The 17957-nt window shown below is 44.9% G+C and carries 16 protein-coding genes; 10 read left to right on the forward strand and 6 right to left on the reverse strand.

Features of this window, described 5'->3' with window-relative positions; translation table 11 throughout:
* The first annotated feature begins 103 nt into the window (after nt 1-103).
* From gshB to ruvX, 3 genes are all read left to right on the forward strand, one after another.
* Nucleotides 104-1060, forward strand: a complete 957-nt coding sequence (gene gshB / locus JV36_RS0116120) for a glutathione synthase (protein ID WP_032097438.1) — start codon at nt 104-106, stop codon at nt 1058-1060.
* Between the two features lie 117 nt (nt 1061-1177).
* Nucleotides 1178-1744 (forward strand): YqgE/AlgH family protein, encoded by a 567-nt coding sequence (locus JV36_RS0116125; protein ID WP_032097437.1) that lies wholly within the window; start codon nt 1178-1180, stop codon nt 1742-1744.
* Nucleotides 1737-2180: a Holliday junction resolvase RuvX gene (ruvX, locus tag JV36_RS0116130; RefSeq protein WP_032097436.1), complete on the forward strand. Its 444-nt coding sequence runs from the start codon at nt 1737-1739 to the stop codon at nt 2178-2180. Before JV36_RS0116125 ends, ruvX begins: the two co-directional genes overlap by 8 nt.
* Before the next feature lie 74 nt (nt 2181-2254).
* Here the strand turns inward: ruvX and JV36_RS0116135 are convergent, their stop codons facing one another.
* From JV36_RS0116135 to JV36_RS0116145, 3 genes are all read right to left on the reverse strand, one after another.
* Entirely contained in the window at nt 2255-2584 is a 330-nt protein-coding gene (locus tag JV36_RS0116135) for a putative signal transducing protein (protein ID WP_032097435.1), read from the reverse strand.
* Between the two features lie 33 nt (nt 2585-2617).
* Nucleotides 2618-3730 carry a PilT/PilU family type 4a pilus ATPase gene (locus JV36_RS0116140; RefSeq protein ID WP_032097434.1) on the reverse strand — a complete coding sequence of 371 codons (1113 nt, stop codon included), beginning with the start codon at nt 3728-3730 and terminating at the stop codon, nt 2618-2620.
* Between the two features lie 61 nt (nt 3731-3791).
* Nucleotides 3792-4835, reverse strand: a complete 1044-nt coding sequence (locus JV36_RS0116145) for a type IV pilus twitching motility protein PilT (RefSeq protein ID WP_032097433.1) — start codon at nt 4833-4835, stop codon at nt 3792-3794.
* Nucleotides 4836-4862: 27 nt separating this feature from the next.
* On the opposite strand from JV36_RS0116145, the gene JV36_RS0116150 reads away from it, so the two are divergent.
* The 5 genes from JV36_RS0116150 (at nt 4863) to JV36_RS0116170 (ending at nt 10361) form a co-directional block, all read left to right on the forward strand.
* On the forward strand, nt 4863-5549 hold the full coding sequence (locus tag JV36_RS0116150) for a YggS family pyridoxal phosphate-dependent enzyme (protein ID WP_032097432.1): 687 nt from the start codon (nt 4863-4865) through the stop codon (nt 5547-5549).
* 216 nt (nt 5550-5765) lie between these two features.
* Nucleotides 5766-6587 carry a pyrroline-5-carboxylate reductase gene (gene proC, locus JV36_RS0116155; RefSeq protein ID WP_032097431.1) on the forward strand — a complete coding sequence of 274 codons (822 nt, stop codon included), beginning with the start codon at nt 5766-5768 and terminating at the stop codon, nt 6585-6587.
* Between the two features lie 21 nt (nt 6588-6608).
* The gene (locus tag JV36_RS0116160; RefSeq protein ID WP_032097430.1) at nt 6609-7148 is read left to right on the forward strand and encodes a YggT family protein; all 540 of its coding nucleotides are present in this window, start codon (nt 6609-6611) and stop codon (nt 7146-7148) included.
* Nucleotides 7149-7325: 177 nt separating this feature from the next.
* Entirely contained in the window at nt 7326-7715 is a 390-nt protein-coding gene (locus tag JV36_RS0116165) for a DUF4426 domain-containing protein (RefSeq protein WP_235207880.1), read from the forward strand.
* A 618-nt stretch (nt 7716-8333) separates the two neighbouring features.
* Nucleotides 8334-10361, forward strand: coding sequence for an NADPH-dependent 2,4-dienoyl-CoA reductase (locus tag JV36_RS0116170; protein ID WP_032097429.1), 2028 nt, complete (start codon nt 8334-8336; stop codon nt 10359-10361).
* Nucleotides 10362-10401: 40 nt separating this feature from the next.
* Here the strand turns inward: JV36_RS0116170 and JV36_RS0116175 are convergent, their stop codons facing one another.
* The 3 genes from JV36_RS0116175 to yaaA all read right to left on the reverse strand — a co-directional run bounded on the left by JV36_RS0116175 (nt 10402) and on the right by yaaA (nt 14942).
* Complete coding sequence (locus JV36_RS0116175) at nt 10402-11613, reverse strand: tetratricopeptide repeat protein (protein WP_032097428.1); 1212 nt, start codon at nt 11611-11613, stop codon at nt 10402-10404.
* A 135-nt stretch (nt 11614-11748) separates the two neighbouring features.
* Nucleotides 11749-13581, reverse strand: a complete 1833-nt coding sequence (locus JV36_RS0116180) for a DUF885 domain-containing protein (RefSeq protein ID WP_032097427.1) — start codon at nt 13579-13581, stop codon at nt 11749-11751.
* 584 nt (nt 13582-14165) lie between these two features.
* Nucleotides 14166-14942: a peroxide stress protein YaaA gene (gene yaaA, locus JV36_RS0116185; RefSeq protein ID WP_032097426.1), complete on the reverse strand. Its 777-nt coding sequence runs from the start codon at nt 14940-14942 to the stop codon at nt 14166-14168.
* 299 nt (nt 14943-15241) lie between these two features.
* On the opposite strand from yaaA, the gene tal reads away from it, so the two are divergent.
* The gene (gene tal / locus JV36_RS0116190; RefSeq protein ID WP_032097425.1) at nt 15242-16201 is read left to right on the forward strand and encodes a transaldolase; all 960 of its coding nucleotides are present in this window, start codon (nt 15242-15244) and stop codon (nt 16199-16201) included.
* Nucleotides 16202-16214: 13 nt separating this feature from the next.
* Nucleotides 16215-17864 (forward strand): glucose-6-phosphate isomerase, encoded by a 1650-nt coding sequence (gene pgi / locus JV36_RS0116195; RefSeq protein WP_032097424.1) that lies wholly within the window; start codon nt 16215-16217, stop codon nt 17862-17864.
* Nucleotides 17865-17957: the final 93 nt, after the last annotated feature.

Genomic DNA, 17957 nt, shown 5'->3' on the forward strand with positions numbered 1-17957 from the left:
CATTTTAGAACATAACGCCGCTGTCTTGAACTGTGGTAGAGCGCCCCAACATAAGGGGGTATAAGGTCATAGTGACTACCGTTAATTTTAAAGCGAGAACCTAATGCAATATACTGTCGGCGTAATCATGGACCCCATTGAGGCCATCACACCACACAAAGATACCAGCCTCGCAATGATGCTAGAAGCACAGCGCCGCGGTGCAACTGTAGTGTATTTTGAACTTAAGGATCTCTACTTAGAAAACGGTAAGCCAATGGGATTGGCGAAAACGGTAACAGTGAAAGATCAGCCCGCAGACTTTTACGAGATTACCGAAACCAATGCGGTTCACCTAGGTGATATCGATGTGTTGCTTATGCGTAAGGATCCGCCATTTGACAGTGAATTTCTCTATGCCACTCAAATGCTGTCGTTGGCACAAGATGCAGGCGCTCTTGTGGTAAATAACCCTCAGGCGTTGCGAGACTACAACGAAAAGCTGTTTACTTCATACTTCCCTGAACATATTCCAGCTACGCTTGTTGCTAATAACCAAGTGCCAATTCGTGAATTTCACGCTAAGTACCAAGATATTATTTGTAAACCTCTTGACGGCATGGGCGGAGCTTCCATATTTCGTGTGAAGCCTGATGGCAATAACCTTGGGGTCATCATTGAAACGCTGACTCACCTAGGCACGCGCTACATGATGGTTCAAGAATATTTGCCGCAAATAAAAGACGGTGACAAGCGCGTACTCATTGTAGACGGTGAAGTTATTCCTTATTGCTTGGCTCGCTTACCTACCAAGGGAGAAACTCGTGGTAATTTAGCCGCCGGCGGTACCGGACGGCCCCAACCCATTTCTGAATCAGACAGAGCGTTAGCAGAAGCCATTGCGCCAACGCTGAAAGAGAACAACATTCTTTTTGTTGGGCTTGATGTGATTGGCAATAAAATAACGGAGATAAACATTACTAGCCCCACATGCGTACGAGAAATTGAACGTCATTTCGATATCAACATTATGGCGAAGCTGTTTGAGGCAATAGAGAAACGCTTGGCACTCAAGGCTTAGTGCAACTCAGGCCAGGTAAAACCCAGGCCTAGTAAAAGCTAGGCTTGACGAAACTCAGCCTTTATAAAAACTGAACGGGATAAATTTTGAGAGAAATAAACTGAAAGTGAAAAAAATATGACAGAGTTAACGAGTTTAAAAAATCACTTTTTGGTAGCAATGCCAAGCTTAGACGACCCTTATTTTTCTCGCTCTTTGATTTATGTTTGTGAACATGACTCAGAAGGCGCCATGGGAATTGTGGTGAATCAACCCTCCACAATGAATGTGAAGCAACTTTTAGAACAAACCGACAAAGAACTCACGGTGTCAGACGATAAAGCCGAAGAAATCGTACTCGCAGGCGGCCCTGTAAGTCAGGAACGAGGTTTTGTATTGCACTCTACGCAAAAAGGTTGGGCCTCGAGTTTAGCCCTAGCACCAGGGGTAATGGTAACAACGTCAAAGGACATTTTAACCGCCATCGGTAACGATGAAGGTCCTGATGATGCCATTATCGCTCTGGGGTTTGCCGGTTGGTCTAAAGGGCAGTTGGAGCAGGAAATGCAAGATAACGCATGGCTAACGATTGAAGCTGATGAGGAAATCTTATTTCACACGCCTATCCATAAGAAATGGCAAGCTACCGTGAACAAGCTCGGCGTCGATGTGTGGCAATTAGCACCAGGCTCTGGTCATGCCTAAAATGGGAAATAAACTTGGCAACAGAACAATACTTTCCTTCGATTTTGGTACTAAAAGCATTGGCGTTGCCGTAGGCCAAGAAGTCACAGGTACCGCATCGCCCCTTCCCGCTTTGAAAGCCAGAGACGGCATTCCCGATTGGAACCTTATCGAAACCTTATATAAGGATTGGTTTCCTGATGTGGTCGTTGTTGGGCTACCGCTAAATATGGACGGTACTGAGCAGCAGATGACCCAGCGGGCTCGTAAGTTTGCTAATCGCTTGCACAATCGCTTTAAGGTTAAAGTAGAGGTTTGCGACGAGCGGCTAACTACCACCGACGCTAAAGCCATGCTGTTCGAACTAGGTGGGTATAAAAAACTGACAAAAGAGAAAGTAGATAGTGTGTCGGCGTGCGTTATTTTTACTAGCTGGATAGAAAGCGCCTACGAGTAAGGCTTCAGACCGATTTTAAGCGTCGGCGCCTGAAAATTTCTCCTCTACTACTGGCCCTGTAGATGCTCGTAGCCTTATAGATCATCGCCGCATTGCCAGCAAACCTCAAACGCACTGCCATTTTCTTCACCGCAACTGTTGCATACCCATTCGCGCCCTTCTTGGCCCTGGCCGCCTTGGCTAGATGCAAAATTGGCTTTAATGCCGTCCACTACCTTTGAAGCGCGATGAAACCACGTATCGTCAACCAACCACAGCTCTTGCTGTGCTTCTTGCCATGGCAGTTCCCCGAGTGCTCCACTAGCAAACTCATTTTTTACCATGTAGGGAATACTAAGCGCGTCAAGCTCGCTGCGCACTGCCTGAAGTTCAAACGCATGCTCAGAAGAAAACAGTTTTTTCAAGCAGTCACTCCCGCGGCGCTCCAACTCATGTTGCTATTCATCCATATCAAAAGACACATTCGATAGCGTTCCCAAACTTGAGTTATCACTGGCATCTAGCTTAATCATAAGGCGAAGGTCGTTTGGTGAGTCAGCGTGATGCAGCGCTTGGTCCATTTCAATCCGTCCTTGCTTATACAGGTCGTATAGGGCCATATCAAAGCTCTGCATACCCTGCTCTTTACCTTTTTTCATCGCTTCTTTAAGACTGCCAATCTCGTTGCGTTGAATAAGGTCGCTTACCAACGGCGTATTAAGTAGCACTTCTATTGCCGCGACTCGGCCTTTTCCGTCTGGCGTGGGCACCAATTGCTGCGCCACAATGGCGCGGATGTTTAGGCTTAAATCGAAACGCAGCTTGTCGTGCATATCTTTTGGCGCTAGGTGCATTATTCGCTCAATGGCTTGGTTGGCATTATTAGCGTGCAAAGTCGCTACACATAAATGCCCTGTATCGGCAAACGACATGGCATACTCCATCGTCTCCATAGAGCGAATTTCACCAATAAGAATGACATCTGGCGCTTGGCGTAGAGAGCTTTTTAACGCATCATCAAAAGATTGCGTATCTATGCCTACTTCACGCTGGGTTATAACGCAGTTGTTGTGTTCGTGAACGAATTCAATTGGGTCTTCAATAGTAAGAATGTGACCGTGAGAGTTTTCATTTCTGTGGCCAATTAGCGCGGCTAAAGAGGTTGATTTACCGGTACCGGTTCCCCCGACAAATAGTACGAGCCCGCGTTTTGCCATAATGATTTCTTTTAAGACTCTCGGTAGCCCTAAATCATCGGCCTTGGGGATTTGCGTAACGATCCGCCTTATAACCATTCCTGCTTGGTCGCGCTGCCAAAAAGCAGAGCAACGAAAACGCCCAATTCCTTCTCTAACGATAGCAAAGTTACACTCTTTTGATGTATGAAACTCGTGTTGCTGTTTTTCTGTCATCGCTTCATGTACCAGAGACAACGCTAATTCTTCAGAGGTTACTGAATCAGAGATAGGCGTAAGCTTGCCGTTGATTTTTGCACTAATTGGAAAGTTTGCCGTGACGAATAAATCTGAGGCATTACCGTCGATCATTTTTTGTAAAAGCGAATCTAGCATTATGGTTCCTGGGCTTTAAACCTGAAAAATTGGACCTAATTACGGGTGTCTAACAAACTGTCTAGAAGCTATTCATCGATTGTTTATCAACAGACTTAGCCGCAGCATCTTGCTTTGTAATCACGCCCATTGCCACCAAGCGCTGCAGACACTGATCCATGGTTTGCATACCATGTGCCTGACCGGTCTGAATAACCGAGTACATCTGTGGCACTTTATCTTCGCGGATAAGGTTTCTAATGGCCGGGATACCCACCATAATCTCATGGGCAGCTACTCGTCCGCCGCCTACTTTTTTCAATAGGGTTTGCGATATTACCGCTCGTAAAGATTCGGATAACATTGAACGCACCATTGACTTTTCCTCTGCCGGAAACACGTCGATAATCCGGTCAATGGTTTTTGGCGCTGAGTTGGTATGCAAGGTACCAAATACCAAGTGACCAGTTTCCGCGGCGGAGATAGCAAGGCGTATAGTTTCTAAATCACGTAGCTCGCCCACAAGAATAACATCGGGATCTTCACGTAACGCCGAGCGCAGCGCATTGTTGAACGAGTGTGTGTCTCGATGCACTTCACGCTGGTTAATCAGGCTAAGTTTATTGTCGTGCACAAATTCAATGGGGTCTTCTATGGTAAGAATATGCTCTCGTTTGTGGGTATTAATGTGATCGACCATAGCCGCCAATGTGGTACTTTTACCCGAGCCGGTAGCACCTGTCACTAACACTATTCCAGTTGGCTGATTGATAATTTCTTTGAAAATATCTGGTGCACCTAAATCGTCTAAAGTAAGCACATCGCTAGGGATTGTACGAAGTACCGCTGCGGCGCCGCGATTTTGCACAAACGCGTTTACACGAAAGCGCGATAGTCCTTTTACTTCAAAAGAAAAATCGGTTTCTAAGTTTTCCTCGTATTCTTTGCGTTGCATGTCGTTCATGATTTCATAAACGAGGCCATGAACCTGCTTGTGATCAAGGGCTGGAACGTTGAGCTTACGCATTTCGCCATCAACGCGAATAAGCGGCGGGAGTCCGGCTGACAAATGTAAATCTGAGGCGTTATTCTTAACACTAAACGCTAAAAGTTCGGTAATATCCACAACCACTTCTCCATAACAAGGTGAATAATGCAAACAATAGCAGAAAGAATAAATTCCGCACTAGAGGGAATTACACAAGCCGCTACGTCAGTACATCGTCCACCAAATTCAGTCAAATTACTAGCGGTAAGCAAAACTAAACCCGTATCGGATATTATTGAAGCGTATGAAGCGGGACAACGATTGTTCGCAGAGAACTATGTTCAGGAAGGTGTTGAAAAAGTTCAGGAACTTGCTCACCTCACTGATATAGAGTGGCACATGATTGGCCCCATTCAATCGAATAAAACCAAGGTCGTAGCCGAGCACTTTCACTGGGTACAGTCGGTTGATAGAGAAAAAGTGGCGCGAAGATTAAATGATCAACGCCCCGACAACTTATCTGCGCTAAATGTATGCGTTCAACTCAACATTGATGATGAAGACAGCAAATCTGGCGTTAAACCTAGCGAACTTGACGGCTTAATTCAGTTTATCGAATCGCAGGAAAAATTATGTCTTCGCGGCATTATGGCCATTCCAAAAGCCAACCCAAGCGAGGAAGAACAAGCCCATACTCTCGGTAAACTGAAGGAATTATATGACCATTACCACAAATCGCTGGCCAATTTTGATACCCTATCGGTAGGAATGAGCAGCGATATGAACGCTGCCATCAAAAATGGTTCTACAATGGTGCGTATAGGCACGGCTATTTTTGGTAAACGTGGTTGAGTCGTCTCCCCCAAGCGTGAGCGTTTTAAAGTAAGCCGCTAGCGTTTGAAAATGAGCCGCGAGCGTAAAAAGTGAAACGTTGGCGTTCAAAAAACGAGGCGACAACGTTAAAACCCACGATTTAACTACTTATTCAGCAATACGCGATTGCAACGTTACTTTTGTGCAATTATGCGTGTTGAATTAAGCATTACATAGACAACAAATAGGATTTACATGCAACAGAAAAAACTGGCATTTATTGGCGCAGGCAACATGAGCCGCAGCATCATTAGTGGATTAATTCAGTCTGGCTATGCAAAAGAAAATATACTTGCAGCTAACCCGTCTACACCGAAATTAGACAAGCTGAAAGAAGAGTTCGGCATACAAACTACCCAATCGAACGATGAAGCCTGCCAGTTTGCCGATGCCATTGTGCTTGCAGTAAAACCACAGATTATGGGCGACATGTGCGCCGATTTACAGAAAAACAATGACCTCGCGGGTAAGCTCTTTTTGAGTATTGCAGCAGGCCTTCCGGTGTCTCGCCTGCAAGAGATGTTAGGTGGTGACTACCCAGTTGTTCGTATTATGCCGAATACGCCCAGTTTATTAGGTAAAGGCATGTCGGGTATGTATGCCGATGACACAGTGACGCAAGAAGACAGAACCTATGTAGACGATGTAATGAACAGCGTAGGTGAAACCGTTTGGGTTAATGAAGAAGATGGTATCAACGGTGTCATTGCCGCTGCCGGTAGTAGTCCTGCGTACTTCTTCTTATTCCTACAGAACATGCAAGAAGAAGCCATGAATATGGGGTTTGATAAAGACCAGTCTCGTCTTATGGTACAGCAAGCTATGCTAGGTGCAGCTGAAATGGTGTGCAATAACCCAGACCTTGAATTAAGTGAGCTTCGTGCCCAAGTTACCTCTAAAGGCGGCACTACTGCACAAGCGGTAAATACGTTCATTGACGAAGGCTTAAAAGATATTGTCAGCAAGTCTATGCGCGCTGCCGTCGCTCGAGCCGAAGAAATGGCAAAACAGCTTTAACGTTTTTAGGAAAAACAGTAGATGAACGCAACGGTATTTTTAGTCGATACATTATTTAACCTTTACCTGATGATTGTCATCTTGAGGTTGTGGCTGCAGATGGTACAAGCAGACTTTTACAACCCCATGAGCCAATTTATCGTGAAGGCCACACATCCGATTGTAGGACCGTTGCGACGCATTATCCCGTCCATAGGTCGATTTGATACGGCCACCTTTGTGTTAGCGATTGCTGTTTGTGCGCTTAAAATCATTACCTTAATACTGATATCTGGCGGCAATCTAAACCCTATCGGGATTGCCATTATGTCAGTCATGGGTGTGATAAAAGAAACCTTGTCGCTTATGTTCTGGGTGCTATTATTGCGGGCAATTTTAAGCTGGGTCTCACAGGGTCAGTCTCCTATAGACTATGTGCTTCATCAGCTTACCGAGCCTTTCTTAGCGCCTATTCGCAAAATTATCCCTCCCTTAGGCGGCCTTGATTTGTCGGTGCTTATCGCAATTATTGGATTACAGTTTTTACAGCTGCTGATCCAAGACGCGCTCAGAGTGCTATGAGTCTATAAGTGATGAATGGGCAATCCTCTCTCTTTGTAGGTGAAGATTTACGTAGGAGAGGATTAATGCTAACGCCGTTCACCAAATCGAAAGAAAACGGTGCGAACAATGTTAATGCGAGGAACAGCGGTGAATATAGTTAAAAAAGTGTCATCAGTGTTTATAGGTGCACTACTCATGTGCCTAAGCGTACAGGCTCATGCGGAGCAAAAAGAAACTCTCGGTGAGTGGGATGTGCACTACATGGTAGTGAATACGCCGTTTTTAACACCTGAGGTGGCAGCTAACTACGGTATCGTTCGCAGTAAATACAATGCGCTAGTGAATATTTCAGTGTTAAATAAGGATTCTGGCGAAGCTCAGCGAGTATCAGTGACTGGCAACGCAACGAATTTGCTTGGTAGTAAAAAGCAGCTGACGTTTAAGAAGGTGGAAGACGGTGATGCTATTTATTATTTGGCAGTATTGCCGTTCCGCGACCAAGAGACTTATCGCTTTGAAGTCACCGCTCAAAGAGCCGCTGAAAAGCAAACCCTTAAGTTTAAACAAAAAATGTTCGTGGACTAAGGCGAGCTGCCCTTGTTGACTACTTTTTAAAAACGAGGTCTTTGACCTCGTTTTTTTTATGTCCGCTATATTTTATACCAGTCCGCATAGATAATTGCTCACTCAGAAGGCGCTGGCAAGTTTCCTAGCGAAGCGTGGGAATGCAGGAATGGCTGTTCCCTTTCAAATTCCCAGAATGAAGCTAGGGAACTTGCCAGACCTTCCCAAAGGGCGAGTTTAAAATGTCCGTACTCTTTGTTGTGTCACCTTGATGTAGAACCACTGCACCTGCGGTAACACGCCGCGATTACGAACATTTTAAGTCTCGCTGAGTGGGTAACTATCTATGCGGACTGGTATTAATAAACTCTCTTTACGATACGCTGTTCCTAGTAAATAATCAGAACAGCGTTATTTTATGTATTCACATATTATTATGTTGTATTAGGCATAAGAGAGGCTTGTTAGGTGCGGCTTGTTAGGTGCGGCTTGTAAACTGCGACTTATAGGCTGGAACGCTTGCTTTGCGACCCGTGCAGTTTAGATTATCTACCTCAACACGTTTTGCTTTAAATAAAGCGCTTTATATAAAAGGCTTCGGAAAACGTGAGGCAAACCACTAAAATTATAAAAAGAGAAATGACTATGACTACGCCCTACCCCCACCTTCTCGAGCCTCTCGACTTAGGCTTTACCACATTGCGAAACCGCACATTGATGGGCTCTATGCATTTAGGCTTAGAAGAGGAAAAAGGCGGGTTTGACAAATTGGCAGCATTCTATGCAGAGCGGGCAAAGGGCGGCGTAGGCCTCATCGTAACGGGGGGAATAAGTCCTAACATCTCTGGGTGGGTAGCCCCATTTGCAGGGCGGATGACCAGTAAGAGACACGCTAAAAAACACAAAGTCATTACTGACGCTGTTCACGCTGAAGGCGGCAAGATATGTATGCAAATTCTTCACTCTGGGCGCTACGGCTACCACCCTCTAGCTGTATCAGCTTCATCCGTGAAATCACCCATTACCCCTTTTAAACCCAGAGCACTGTCTTCAAGCGGAATTAAAAGCACAATAAAAGACTATGCAAATTGCGCAGGTTTAGCTCAAAAGGCTGGATACGACGGCGTAGAAATAATGGGGTCAGAAGGCTACCTCATTAACCAGTTTTTCTGTGAACGCACTAATCAGCGAGACGATGAATGGGGAGGTAGCCTTGAAAATAGAGCTCGACTGGCTATCGAGGTAGTGAAAAGTGTGCGTGAAAAAGTGGGGCCGGAGTTTATTATTATTTATCGCCTTTCTATGCTGGATTTAGTGGGAGGCGGAGCCCAATGGGATGAGGTGGTTTATTTAGCGAAAGAGATAGAAAAGGCTGGCGCGACGCTTATCAATACAGGCATTGGGTGGCATGAAGCGAGAGTGCCAACGATATCAACCTCAGTCCCGCGAGCGGCTTTTACATGGATAACCAAGCGGATGAAGGCAGAGGTATCACTGCCGCTAGTGACGACTAACCGAATAAATACGCCAGAAGTTGCAGAGTCGGTATTAGCCGACGGTCACGCAGACATGGTTTCCATGGCGCGCCCTTTTCTTGCCGACGCTCATTTTGTGGCCAAAGCAATGCAAAATGAATCGAAGCTGATCAACACCTGTATAGCTTGTAACCAAGCCTGCCTAGACCATGCCTTTGAGCAAAAGCGTGCAAGCTGCTTAGTGAATCCCCAGGCCTGCTATGAAACCGAACTCACTTTCTCACCAACCGCTAACAAGAAAAAACTGGCGGTTATTGGTGCAGGGCCAGCAGGCTTATCCTTTGCCATGTACGCCGCTGACCGCGGGCACGATGTACATCTATTCGACCAAGCCAATGAGATTGGTGGCCAATTTAATTACGCAAAGAAAATACCGGGAAAAGAAGAATTTTATGAGACCCTTCGTTACTTTAAACATCAATTAGCGCGAGCCAATGTCACTATTAATCTAAATACTCTTGCTAACACAGAGACATTAAAGGATGGAAATTTCGATGAGGTTATCTTAGCCACCGGTATTAAACCGAGAAGCTTAACTATTGAAGGTCACGACCACCCGAAAGTGTTGGGTTATCTAGACGTATTGCGGGACCATGTTGAAGTTGGTCAGCGTGTAGCGGTAATCGGTGCTGGAGGCATCGGGTTTGATGTCGCCGAATACCTAGTTGAAGATGCAGATCTTACTGAAAATAGAGACAAGTGGCTCAATCACTGGGGTATTGATAAAAGCTATACTGCTGGCGGCGCACTTAAGGAAAAAGAGCTCACCCCAACGACGCGCGAAGTGTTTTTACTTCAGCGTAAAACCACAAAAGTGGGTAAGGGCTTGGGTAAAACAACGGGTTGGATCCACCGCCAGTCTCTCAAACTTCACAACGTGCAAATGATCAATGGCGTATCTTACGAAAAAATTGATGACAAAGGGCTTCACGTTGTTATTAACGATAAACCAAAACTACTGGAGGTTGATAACGTGATTGTATGTGCGGGCCAAGAACCGTTCACGCCATTAAAAGCGCCTCTTGAAGAAGCTGGGTTTACGGTACACATCATAGGTGGCGCCGACGTAGCAGCAGAACTCGATGCTAAAAGAGCCATTCGTCAGGGCGCCGAATTGGCTGCGAAAATCTAAGCGTTATTTGGCTGTATAAGTAATAAGGTTACTTTGCTAATCAATCGGTAAATTTATGAACACGCTGCAGGGCATCAAGCTTTGCAGCGTATAACCCTCTTTCCTTTTCACCAAAGGCGAGTTCCTTTGCTTTTTTAAGCTTAGACTCTGCACGTTCTATATCGCCGAGTAAAAAGTATGCTTTTGCTAACCCCATATAGCCTTCACTCAGGTACGGCCCGGTTTTTATGGACTTGTTGAAAAGGGCAACCGCCCTTCTTGTTTCGCCTTGATTTAAATATTTAACGCCTTGGTCATACCATTGATACGGATTGTTCTCTTCAACGTCTAATATCTTACTTTCTATTTTCGCTAATGTTGCAGTATCCCCTACCTCGGATAACAGCACGGCATAGTTCGATAAGGTGTGTATAGATTCAATGTTATTCTCAATCGCAAATTCATATATGTCTCGCGCTTTTTTATGTAGCATGTTCTGACGATAAAACACCGCCAAAGCGTTAAGGGTTTCTGAATTAAGTGGTGTTTGGCGCATTGCGGCTGAGAGTAAACTGTAGACTAGCGAAGAGTTATTGACTGCCATCGCCTTTGCCGCTTTGTTTTGATAATACATAGAAATAAAATCGTTAAAGGCAACGTACTCCCCTGTGTCGTTAAGCGATGAGGGGAAATAATCTATAACGGTTCTGCTGCGAAAAAATACAACGCCAAGCTTTTTCTCTTCCGCCTCAGGGCCAAGCACAATGGTTTTAACATGGGCAGAGGTGGTCAAAACATGATTGTGGCGCCGGTAAATAGGCGGCGTGAACACCTTCTTATAATACACATCTAACCCAACAACGTTAGCGAGTGCAGTGGTTAGTATTGCCAGGGTCAGGCAATTGCCCGACCTTTTTTCAAAGGCTTCTGTTGCAGTAAATGTGTCTCCTGCGTAGCTAAAATCCGTAGCCCATTTCTCTAAAAAGTTGGATATACGAAAATTGGGGGACACATCTTGCTGTTCGTCGCTATTGAAAAAGGATAAAAATTCCGCTTTTTGGTTGGGTGTGAGTGCTAATATCTCATGGGGCGTAATAACGTTGGTGTGGCTAAATTTGTCGCTTTGCCAGTTAAGTGAAGAAGACAGATTGCTGGAAACATCATCACTACTACTTACTTGCTGTGAGGTGCTTTGGCAGCCAGAAAGACTTAACGCTACACAGGCAAAGCCAATAGCGGCTAAAGACGCGAAAAGTCCATTATTTTGCTTCATTGCGTTCCCCTTACTCCACTTTCTAGTCCCGACGGGCTGAATTTTAGAATAGAGGAACTGTGATCAAAAAACCAGCTTTCGCTTGATAGCAAAAGCTGGCTTTGTGCGTACTTTTTTAAGAAGCTAACTTTTTGGCTAGCTTTTTTGACTGGCTATCCAGCGGTCTATTTTTTGTTCAAGAATAGCCAGTGGAATGCCACCTGTGTTTAATACCTGCGCATGGAATTCTCGAATATCAAAATTCTTGCCAAGGGCCTGTTCAGCCCGTGCGCGTAATTCTTGTATTTTTAATGCGCCAACCTTGTAAGATAAGGCTTGTGAGGGAATAGCAATATAACGCTCAACCTCTGCCACTACCTCAGTGCGCGTCATGCCAGAGTTATCAAGCATAAAGTCGATGGCTTTTTCTCTGCTCCAGCCCTTCGCGTGAATACCGGTATCAACCACCAAGCGCATGGCTCTTAACTGCTCATCTTGCAATGTGCCGTAACGGTTCCACGGATCATCGAAAAAGCCCATTTCGTACCCTAGCGTTTCAGAGTATAGCGCCCATCCCTCGCCGAAAGCGGGTAAAAAGCTAAAGCGCATAAACGACGGCAGTGAGTCATTTTCTTGAGCAAGGCTTATTTGAAAATGATGGCCCGGAGCTCCCTCGTGAAGATACAGCGTCACGTTCCCGGTAGTTAAACGGCTAGGTAAATCGTAGGCGTTAAAGAAAAACGTTCCTGGACGTGACCCATCAGGCGTACCCGGTTGATACGAACCACCGGCGCTAAACTGCTCAATTGCCGGATCGTAAGGCTTTATCTCTAGCTCTGACTTTGGCAATAATGAGAAATACTCACCAATTTTCTTGTCTACCTCTTTGCCAATACGATAGTAACTTTGGGTCAGTGCTTCACGACTTTCAGGCTTAAACTGCGGGTCTGTGCGCACGAAATCAAACAATTCGTTTAACGTGCCGTCAAATTCAACTTCGTCTTTTATTGCTAGCATGTCGTTTTTAACGCGCTTAACTTCTCTAAGACCAAGTTCATGCAGTTCTTCAGGAGTCAAAGGTAGCGTAGTCGAGCCTTCTACCATTAGCTCATAAAGCTTTTCTCCGCCTTTCATGTCGCTCAAACCGATGGTTTCACGAGCAACAGGTAGGTATTCAGTTTGAAGAAAATCGCGCATACGAGTGGTTGCATCATATATATCTTGCGTCGCTTGCTCATATTCACTTGTTAAGCGAGCCTTTTCTTCATCAGAAAATGAATCTGGAAGCATCGTCATAGGCCCCCAAAACTGCGACTCTTTGAGCGGTATTGCTAGCTGTGTATCAAACTGCTTAATAACGCGGTCTATGGTGAGCGTGGTTTCTAACACGCCAGATTCCATTCCCTCTTTAAAACGCTCTATAGCCCGGTCTGAAATGGCAATATAGTCTTTGTGGCGAGATAAATTGTTCTCGTAGTCTTCAACGGTTTTAAAAGGTGCTGCGCCCTTACCGCTTGCAAATGATGGATAGAAAGTATGGAACCCACTAAAGTGATTAACAGGACGTACTTCGGTTAAGGCGCTTATCTCAGGAGAGGACATCTCAAGTGCGCGCTCTTGATTGTACTTAAAAACGTCATAAGCCAATTTATCAGTATCATCTAGCTTGCTTCTATCAATCTGCGCAAGTTCCGATAAATTGAGCTGTGTATTGGTACGACTTGCTAAATCATGAGCATCAGTTAAAAAATCGCCCAAGCGATCTGCACGTCGCATATCACCGCGAAATATGGCCATTACGGGGTTCAGCGCTAAATTACGCTCATCAGATGCTGCAAAAAGCGCAAAGAGTTTTTCATGCTCATTCTGAGCTTCTTGCATAACGGTTGGCTCTTTTAAAGCGTCATTATGAGAATTTGCGGTAGCAGCTGATGTACCTAGCGCTAGCGCGACTGCACTGCTAATCAACAGCATCTTTTTGATAATCATACTTTTTCCTTTGTCGTTTTATTTTTAATTAGGTTTTGCAGACTACAATACAGCTAGCCCTTTCTCTGTACAATTGGCCTGTAAAAATGCTTGTAAAATCGCAAAGTAAAATTACTCTGTAAATCTACTTTTCTAATTTGGGCCGCTGCCGAAATCAGCGCATATTTTAATAAACAGAGCAAAACTTAATAAAGTGCGCCACTCAATCAAATACACGGTTTTATTTTAACCTTTTAAGATGCAACCCGAATTAGCGTGAACAGAGCCAGTCATTACTTCGGCGTGTTGCTCTTCGCTGCACGTTTTGCAGTGGCCTTTCTTAGCTAATTAATGCTTACTTTAGGCCTTATCCACACAAAGTGCTACGTGTGCGTGCATATCAATTGTTACGCAATATATACTAGGGGTGCTGTTTAAGAGGAAAGCTGGCTTGAAAGACTAGGTATCTGTAAGAGAGAGTCTGTTGGTAGAAGTATCAGAATGAAAATAATCGAATGTATGCATACGGCAAGACCGACACGCCATCTGGCGTGCCGGCTAAGTATTACGTCTTCTGGTTTCGCTTCAAGGTTACTCTTCTTGGGTTACTCTTCTTGGTTGCGCAAAAAGACAAGCTCAGTTGAGGAGCTTTGTTCTTCACTAAACTGGTAGCCATCAGTGTCAAACGCTTTTAACCCGTCTACATCAGCCACTTTGTTATCAATAATATAACGGGCCATGAGGCCTCGCGCTTTTTTAGCGAAAAAGCTGATTATCTTATACTGCCCGTTTTTGCAGTCTTTGAATGTAGGGGTAATAACCATCCCATCTAGCGTATTTTTCTTAACGGCTTTAAAGTACTCGTTTGATGCCAAGTTAATTAACACGTTATCACCTTGGGCCGCTAGTGCTTCGTTCAGCACCTCGGTAATGCGATTACTCCAAAACGCGTATAAATCCTTACCTTCGGAGTTGGCGAGTTTTGTCCCCATTTCCAATCGATATGCCTGCATTAAATCGAGTGGACGCAGCAGTCCGTAAAGCCCTGACAATATTCTCAAATGATCTTGCGCAAACGCTACCGATTCATCGCTGAGGGTATATGCATCAAGTCCGGTGTAAACGTCACCGTTAAACGCATACATGGCCTGACGGGCATTGTCTTTATCAAAAGGAGTAGAAAATTCAGCGAAACGATTAGCGTTTAAAGTTGCTAGCTTATCGCTAATTTTCATTAGAGACGATAAGTCTGCTGGCGACAAGGTACGACACACTTCCATAAGACGCTTTGTATCGTCCATCATGGTTGGCTGAGTGAACGAACTCACTGGAATTTCAGTTTCGAAATCAAGATTCTTTGCTGGGGAAACTACAACTAACATGTCAACTCCTTAGGTTTCTACAGACTAGCTCTTATAAACCCGAGTATATCACCACCTGATAGTGAAAAAATAATACCCCGCAACAAACATTCAAATTGGCTTAACAGAGAAATCCGATTAGCAGTAAATTAGCGCCTGTAAGCTATAATTTGTCACATGATTTTGGTATAACTATGTACCATAAGAATTTCATTAACGTAATCAAACGTTAATTCCCTACTCGCAGAAAAACGAACCATTTTATTCAACTTGTCTCCCTGACAAGTTGTACAAATTTTGAATGACTAATAGAGAGAATTATGAGCAATCAGCTAGCATCGTTACGTGATATCACTACCGTTGTTGCCGACACCGGTGACATTGACGCTATAAAAAAATACCAGCCTGTCGACGCTACTACTAATCCGTCTTTATTGTTAAAAGCGGCTGGCTTACCACAGTATGCAAGCTTGATTGACGACGCCGTAGCCTGGGCTAAATTGCAGTCGAACGACGCTGACCAGCAGCTTATTGATGCCTCAGACAAACTCGCGGTCGCTATTGGTAAAGAAATTTCAGGCACTATTCCTGGTCGTATTTCTACCGAAGTGGATGCTCGATTATCTTTCGACACTGCGGCCACTATCGAAAAAGCAGAACGCCTAGTTCAGCTTTATAAAGACGCGGGCATCGATAAGTCACGCATTCTTATTAAAATTGCATCGACTTGGGAAGGCATTCAAGCGGCAGAGGTTTTAGAAAAACAAGGAATTCAGTGCAACCTTACTTTGTTATTTGGTTTCGCACAGGCAAGAGCATGTGCTGAAGCAGGCGCTTATCTCATTTCTCCTTTCGTGGGCCGTATTCTAGATTGGTACAAGAAATCAACGGGCAAAGAGTCATACTCTGCCAGTGAAGACCCAGGGGTAGTATCAGTAACAAGCATTTATAACTATTACAAAGACCACGGCTACAGCACCGTAGTAATGGGTGCTAGCTTCCGTAATATTGGCGAAATTCAGGCATTGGCAGGGTGCGATCGCTTAACCATTAGCCCTGCTTTACTCGAAGAACTTGCCAATGAACCCGGTGAGCTTGAGGTGATGCTTAAAGACAATGGCGCAACACAAACTCCTGGTCCGCGCTTAACTGAAAGCGAATTCCGCTGGGATATGAATCAAGACGCAATGGCAACAGAAAAATTATCTGAAGGTATCCGTAACTTTGCTGCAGACCAAGATAAACTTGAGACTCTACTTCGCGAAAAACTGAATGCGTAAGGATCAAACTACGATGAGCGTATTAACATCACTACCCGAGTGGAAAAAGTTAAGTAAGATAGCCGAGACAGTTAAAAGCGCACACATGCGAGACTGGTTTGCGTCTGACAATGAACGCGCTGAAAAGATGACGCTTAACGCATGCGGCATTTATTTAGATTATTCTAAAAACCGTGTAAACGACGATGCGCTTTCTTCACTTTTCGATTTAGCCCGTGCATGTAATTTAGAAACAATTCGAACAAGCATGTTCGAAGGCAAACACATTAATACCACCGAAGGCCGCGCGGTATTGCATACTGCACTGCGCAACTTCTCTGACCGCCCAGTAATGGTTGACGGCGAAGATGTCATGCCTGAAGTGCATGCAACACTAGAAAAAATGAAAGCCTTTACCGAGTCGGTTCACAGTGGCGAGCACAAAGGCTACACCGGCAAGCCCGTTAAACATATTGTTGCAATTGGTATCGGCGGCTCGTTCTTAGGCCCTAAGATCATGACTGAGGCGCTTAAGCCTCACACTGTTGACGCCGTTAAAGTTCATTTCGTTGCTAACGTTGATGGCTGTCACATTCACGACGTGCTCTCAAGTGTAGATTTTGAAGAAACCCTTGTTGTTATGTCTTCCAAGTCATTCACGACACAAGAAACGCTCCAAAATACACTCACTGCAAAAGATTGGTTCTTAAAATCAGGCGGCACGCAGCAAGACATAGCTAAACACTTCGTTGCGGTATCTTCAAATGTTAAAGCGGCCACTGACTTCGGCATTAGCGAAGATAACATCTTCCCAATGTGGGACTGGGTTGGCGGGCGCTATTCATTGTGGTCTGCTATCGGCCTTCCTATTTCATTAGCACTTGGGTTTGATAACTACAAAGCACTGCTTGAAGGTGCTTTTGAAATGGATACCCATTTCACCACCGCGCCTCTTGAAGAGAACATGCCGGTACTATTAGGCCTTCTTGGCGTTTGGTATCGCAATTTCTTCGATGCACAGTCTCACGTTCTTCTTCCTTACTATCATTACTTGCGTGGCCTTCCAGCCTATGTACAACAGCTGGACATGGAGAGTAATGGTAAAGAGGTGACGCAAACCGGTGAAAGCGTAGACTATCCTACAGGGCCAATTATTTGGGGAAGTGAAGGTACTAACGGTCAGCACAGTTTCCACCAGCTTATCCACCAAGGCTCTGGCATCATTCCAGCTGATTTTATGTTGCCGCTTAACGTGCCCAATCAAGATGACACTCATCATGCAATGTTGGCCTCTAACTGCTTTGGCCAAACCCAAGCACTGATGCAGGGTAAAACCTTTGAAGCATGCTATGCAGACCTTGAAGGTCACGGCCTTGACGACGCAGAGCGCAAGCGTCTAGCGGCTCATAAAACCATGCCGGGTAATAAACCAAGCAATACTTTTTTGTTTGATAGCCTTACGCCTAAAACACTTGGCGCGTTGGTTGCAATGTATGAACATAAGGTATTCGTTCAGGGCGTTATCTGGAACCTTAATTCCTTCGACCAATGGGGCGTGGAGTTAGGTAAAGCACTTGGAAACCAAGTACTTGCAGGCATTCAAGGCGAAGCAGACAAAGACAACTTTGACGCTTCAACGCAACAATTGATTGCCCGCTTCAGAGCAGCGAATGCACCAAAATAAGGAAAGTATGGGGTAGCAACACACCCCGCCTTGGTGCAAATAATAAACTGAACGGTCGGCTTACCCCCGGCCGTTTTTTTTGGCCAGCTTTTA

This window comes from Alteromonas sp. LOR, from assembly GCF_000753865.1.
Taxonomy (GTDB): Bacteria; Pseudomonadota; Gammaproteobacteria; order Enterobacterales; family Alteromonadaceae; genus Alteromonas.

What these genes read in the sequence shown, in the direction of transcription:
- yaaA (WP_032097426.1), bottom strand. Translation starts at nt 14,942, where the DNA reads ATGTTAGTTGTAGTTTCCCCAGCAAAGAATCTTGATTTCGAAACTGAA.
- JV36_RS0116175 (WP_032097428.1), bottom strand. Translation starts at nt 11,613, where the DNA reads ATGAAGCAAAATAATGGACTTTTCGCGTCTTTAGCCGCTATTGGCTTT.
- JV36_RS0116160 (WP_032097430.1), top strand. Translation starts at nt 6,609, where the DNA reads ATGAACGCAACGGTATTTTTAGTCGATACATTATTTAACCTTTACCTG.
- JV36_RS0116150 (WP_032097432.1), top strand. Translation starts at nt 4,863, where the DNA reads ATGCAAACAATAGCAGAAAGAATAAATTCCGCACTAGAGGGAATTACA.
- pgi (WP_032097424.1), top strand. Translation starts at nt 16,215, where the DNA reads ATGAGCGTATTAACATCACTACCCGAGTGGAAAAAGTTAAGTAAGATA.
- tal (WP_032097425.1), top strand. Translation starts at nt 15,242, where the DNA reads ATGAGCAATCAGCTAGCATCGTTACGTGATATCACTACCGTTGTTGCC.
- proC (WP_032097431.1), top strand. Translation starts at nt 5,766, where the DNA reads ATGCAACAGAAAAAACTGGCATTTATTGGCGCAGGCAACATGAGCCGC.
- JV36_RS0116140 (WP_032097434.1), bottom strand. Translation starts at nt 3,730, where the DNA reads ATGCTAGATTCGCTTTTACAAAAAATGATCGACGGTAATGCCTCAGAT.
- JV36_RS0116125 (WP_032097437.1), top strand. Translation starts at nt 1,178, where the DNA reads ATGACAGAGTTAACGAGTTTAAAAAATCACTTTTTGGTAGCAATGCCA.
- JV36_RS0116165 (WP_235207880.1), top strand. Translation starts at nt 7,326, where the DNA reads ATGTGCCTAAGCGTACAGGCTCATGCGGAGCAAAAAGAAACTCTCGGT.
- JV36_RS0116180 (WP_032097427.1), bottom strand. Translation starts at nt 13,581, where the DNA reads ATGATTATCAAAAAGATGCTGTTGATTAGCAGTGCAGTCGCGCTAGCG.
- JV36_RS0116170 (WP_032097429.1), top strand. Translation starts at nt 8,334, where the DNA reads ATGACTATGACTACGCCCTACCCCCACCTTCTCGAGCCTCTCGACTTA.
- gshB (WP_032097438.1), top strand. Translation starts at nt 104, where the DNA reads ATGCAATATACTGTCGGCGTAATCATGGACCCCATTGAGGCCATCACA.
- ruvX (WP_032097436.1), top strand. Translation starts at nt 1,737, where the DNA reads ATGCCTAAAATGGGAAATAAACTTGGCAACAGAACAATACTTTCCTTC.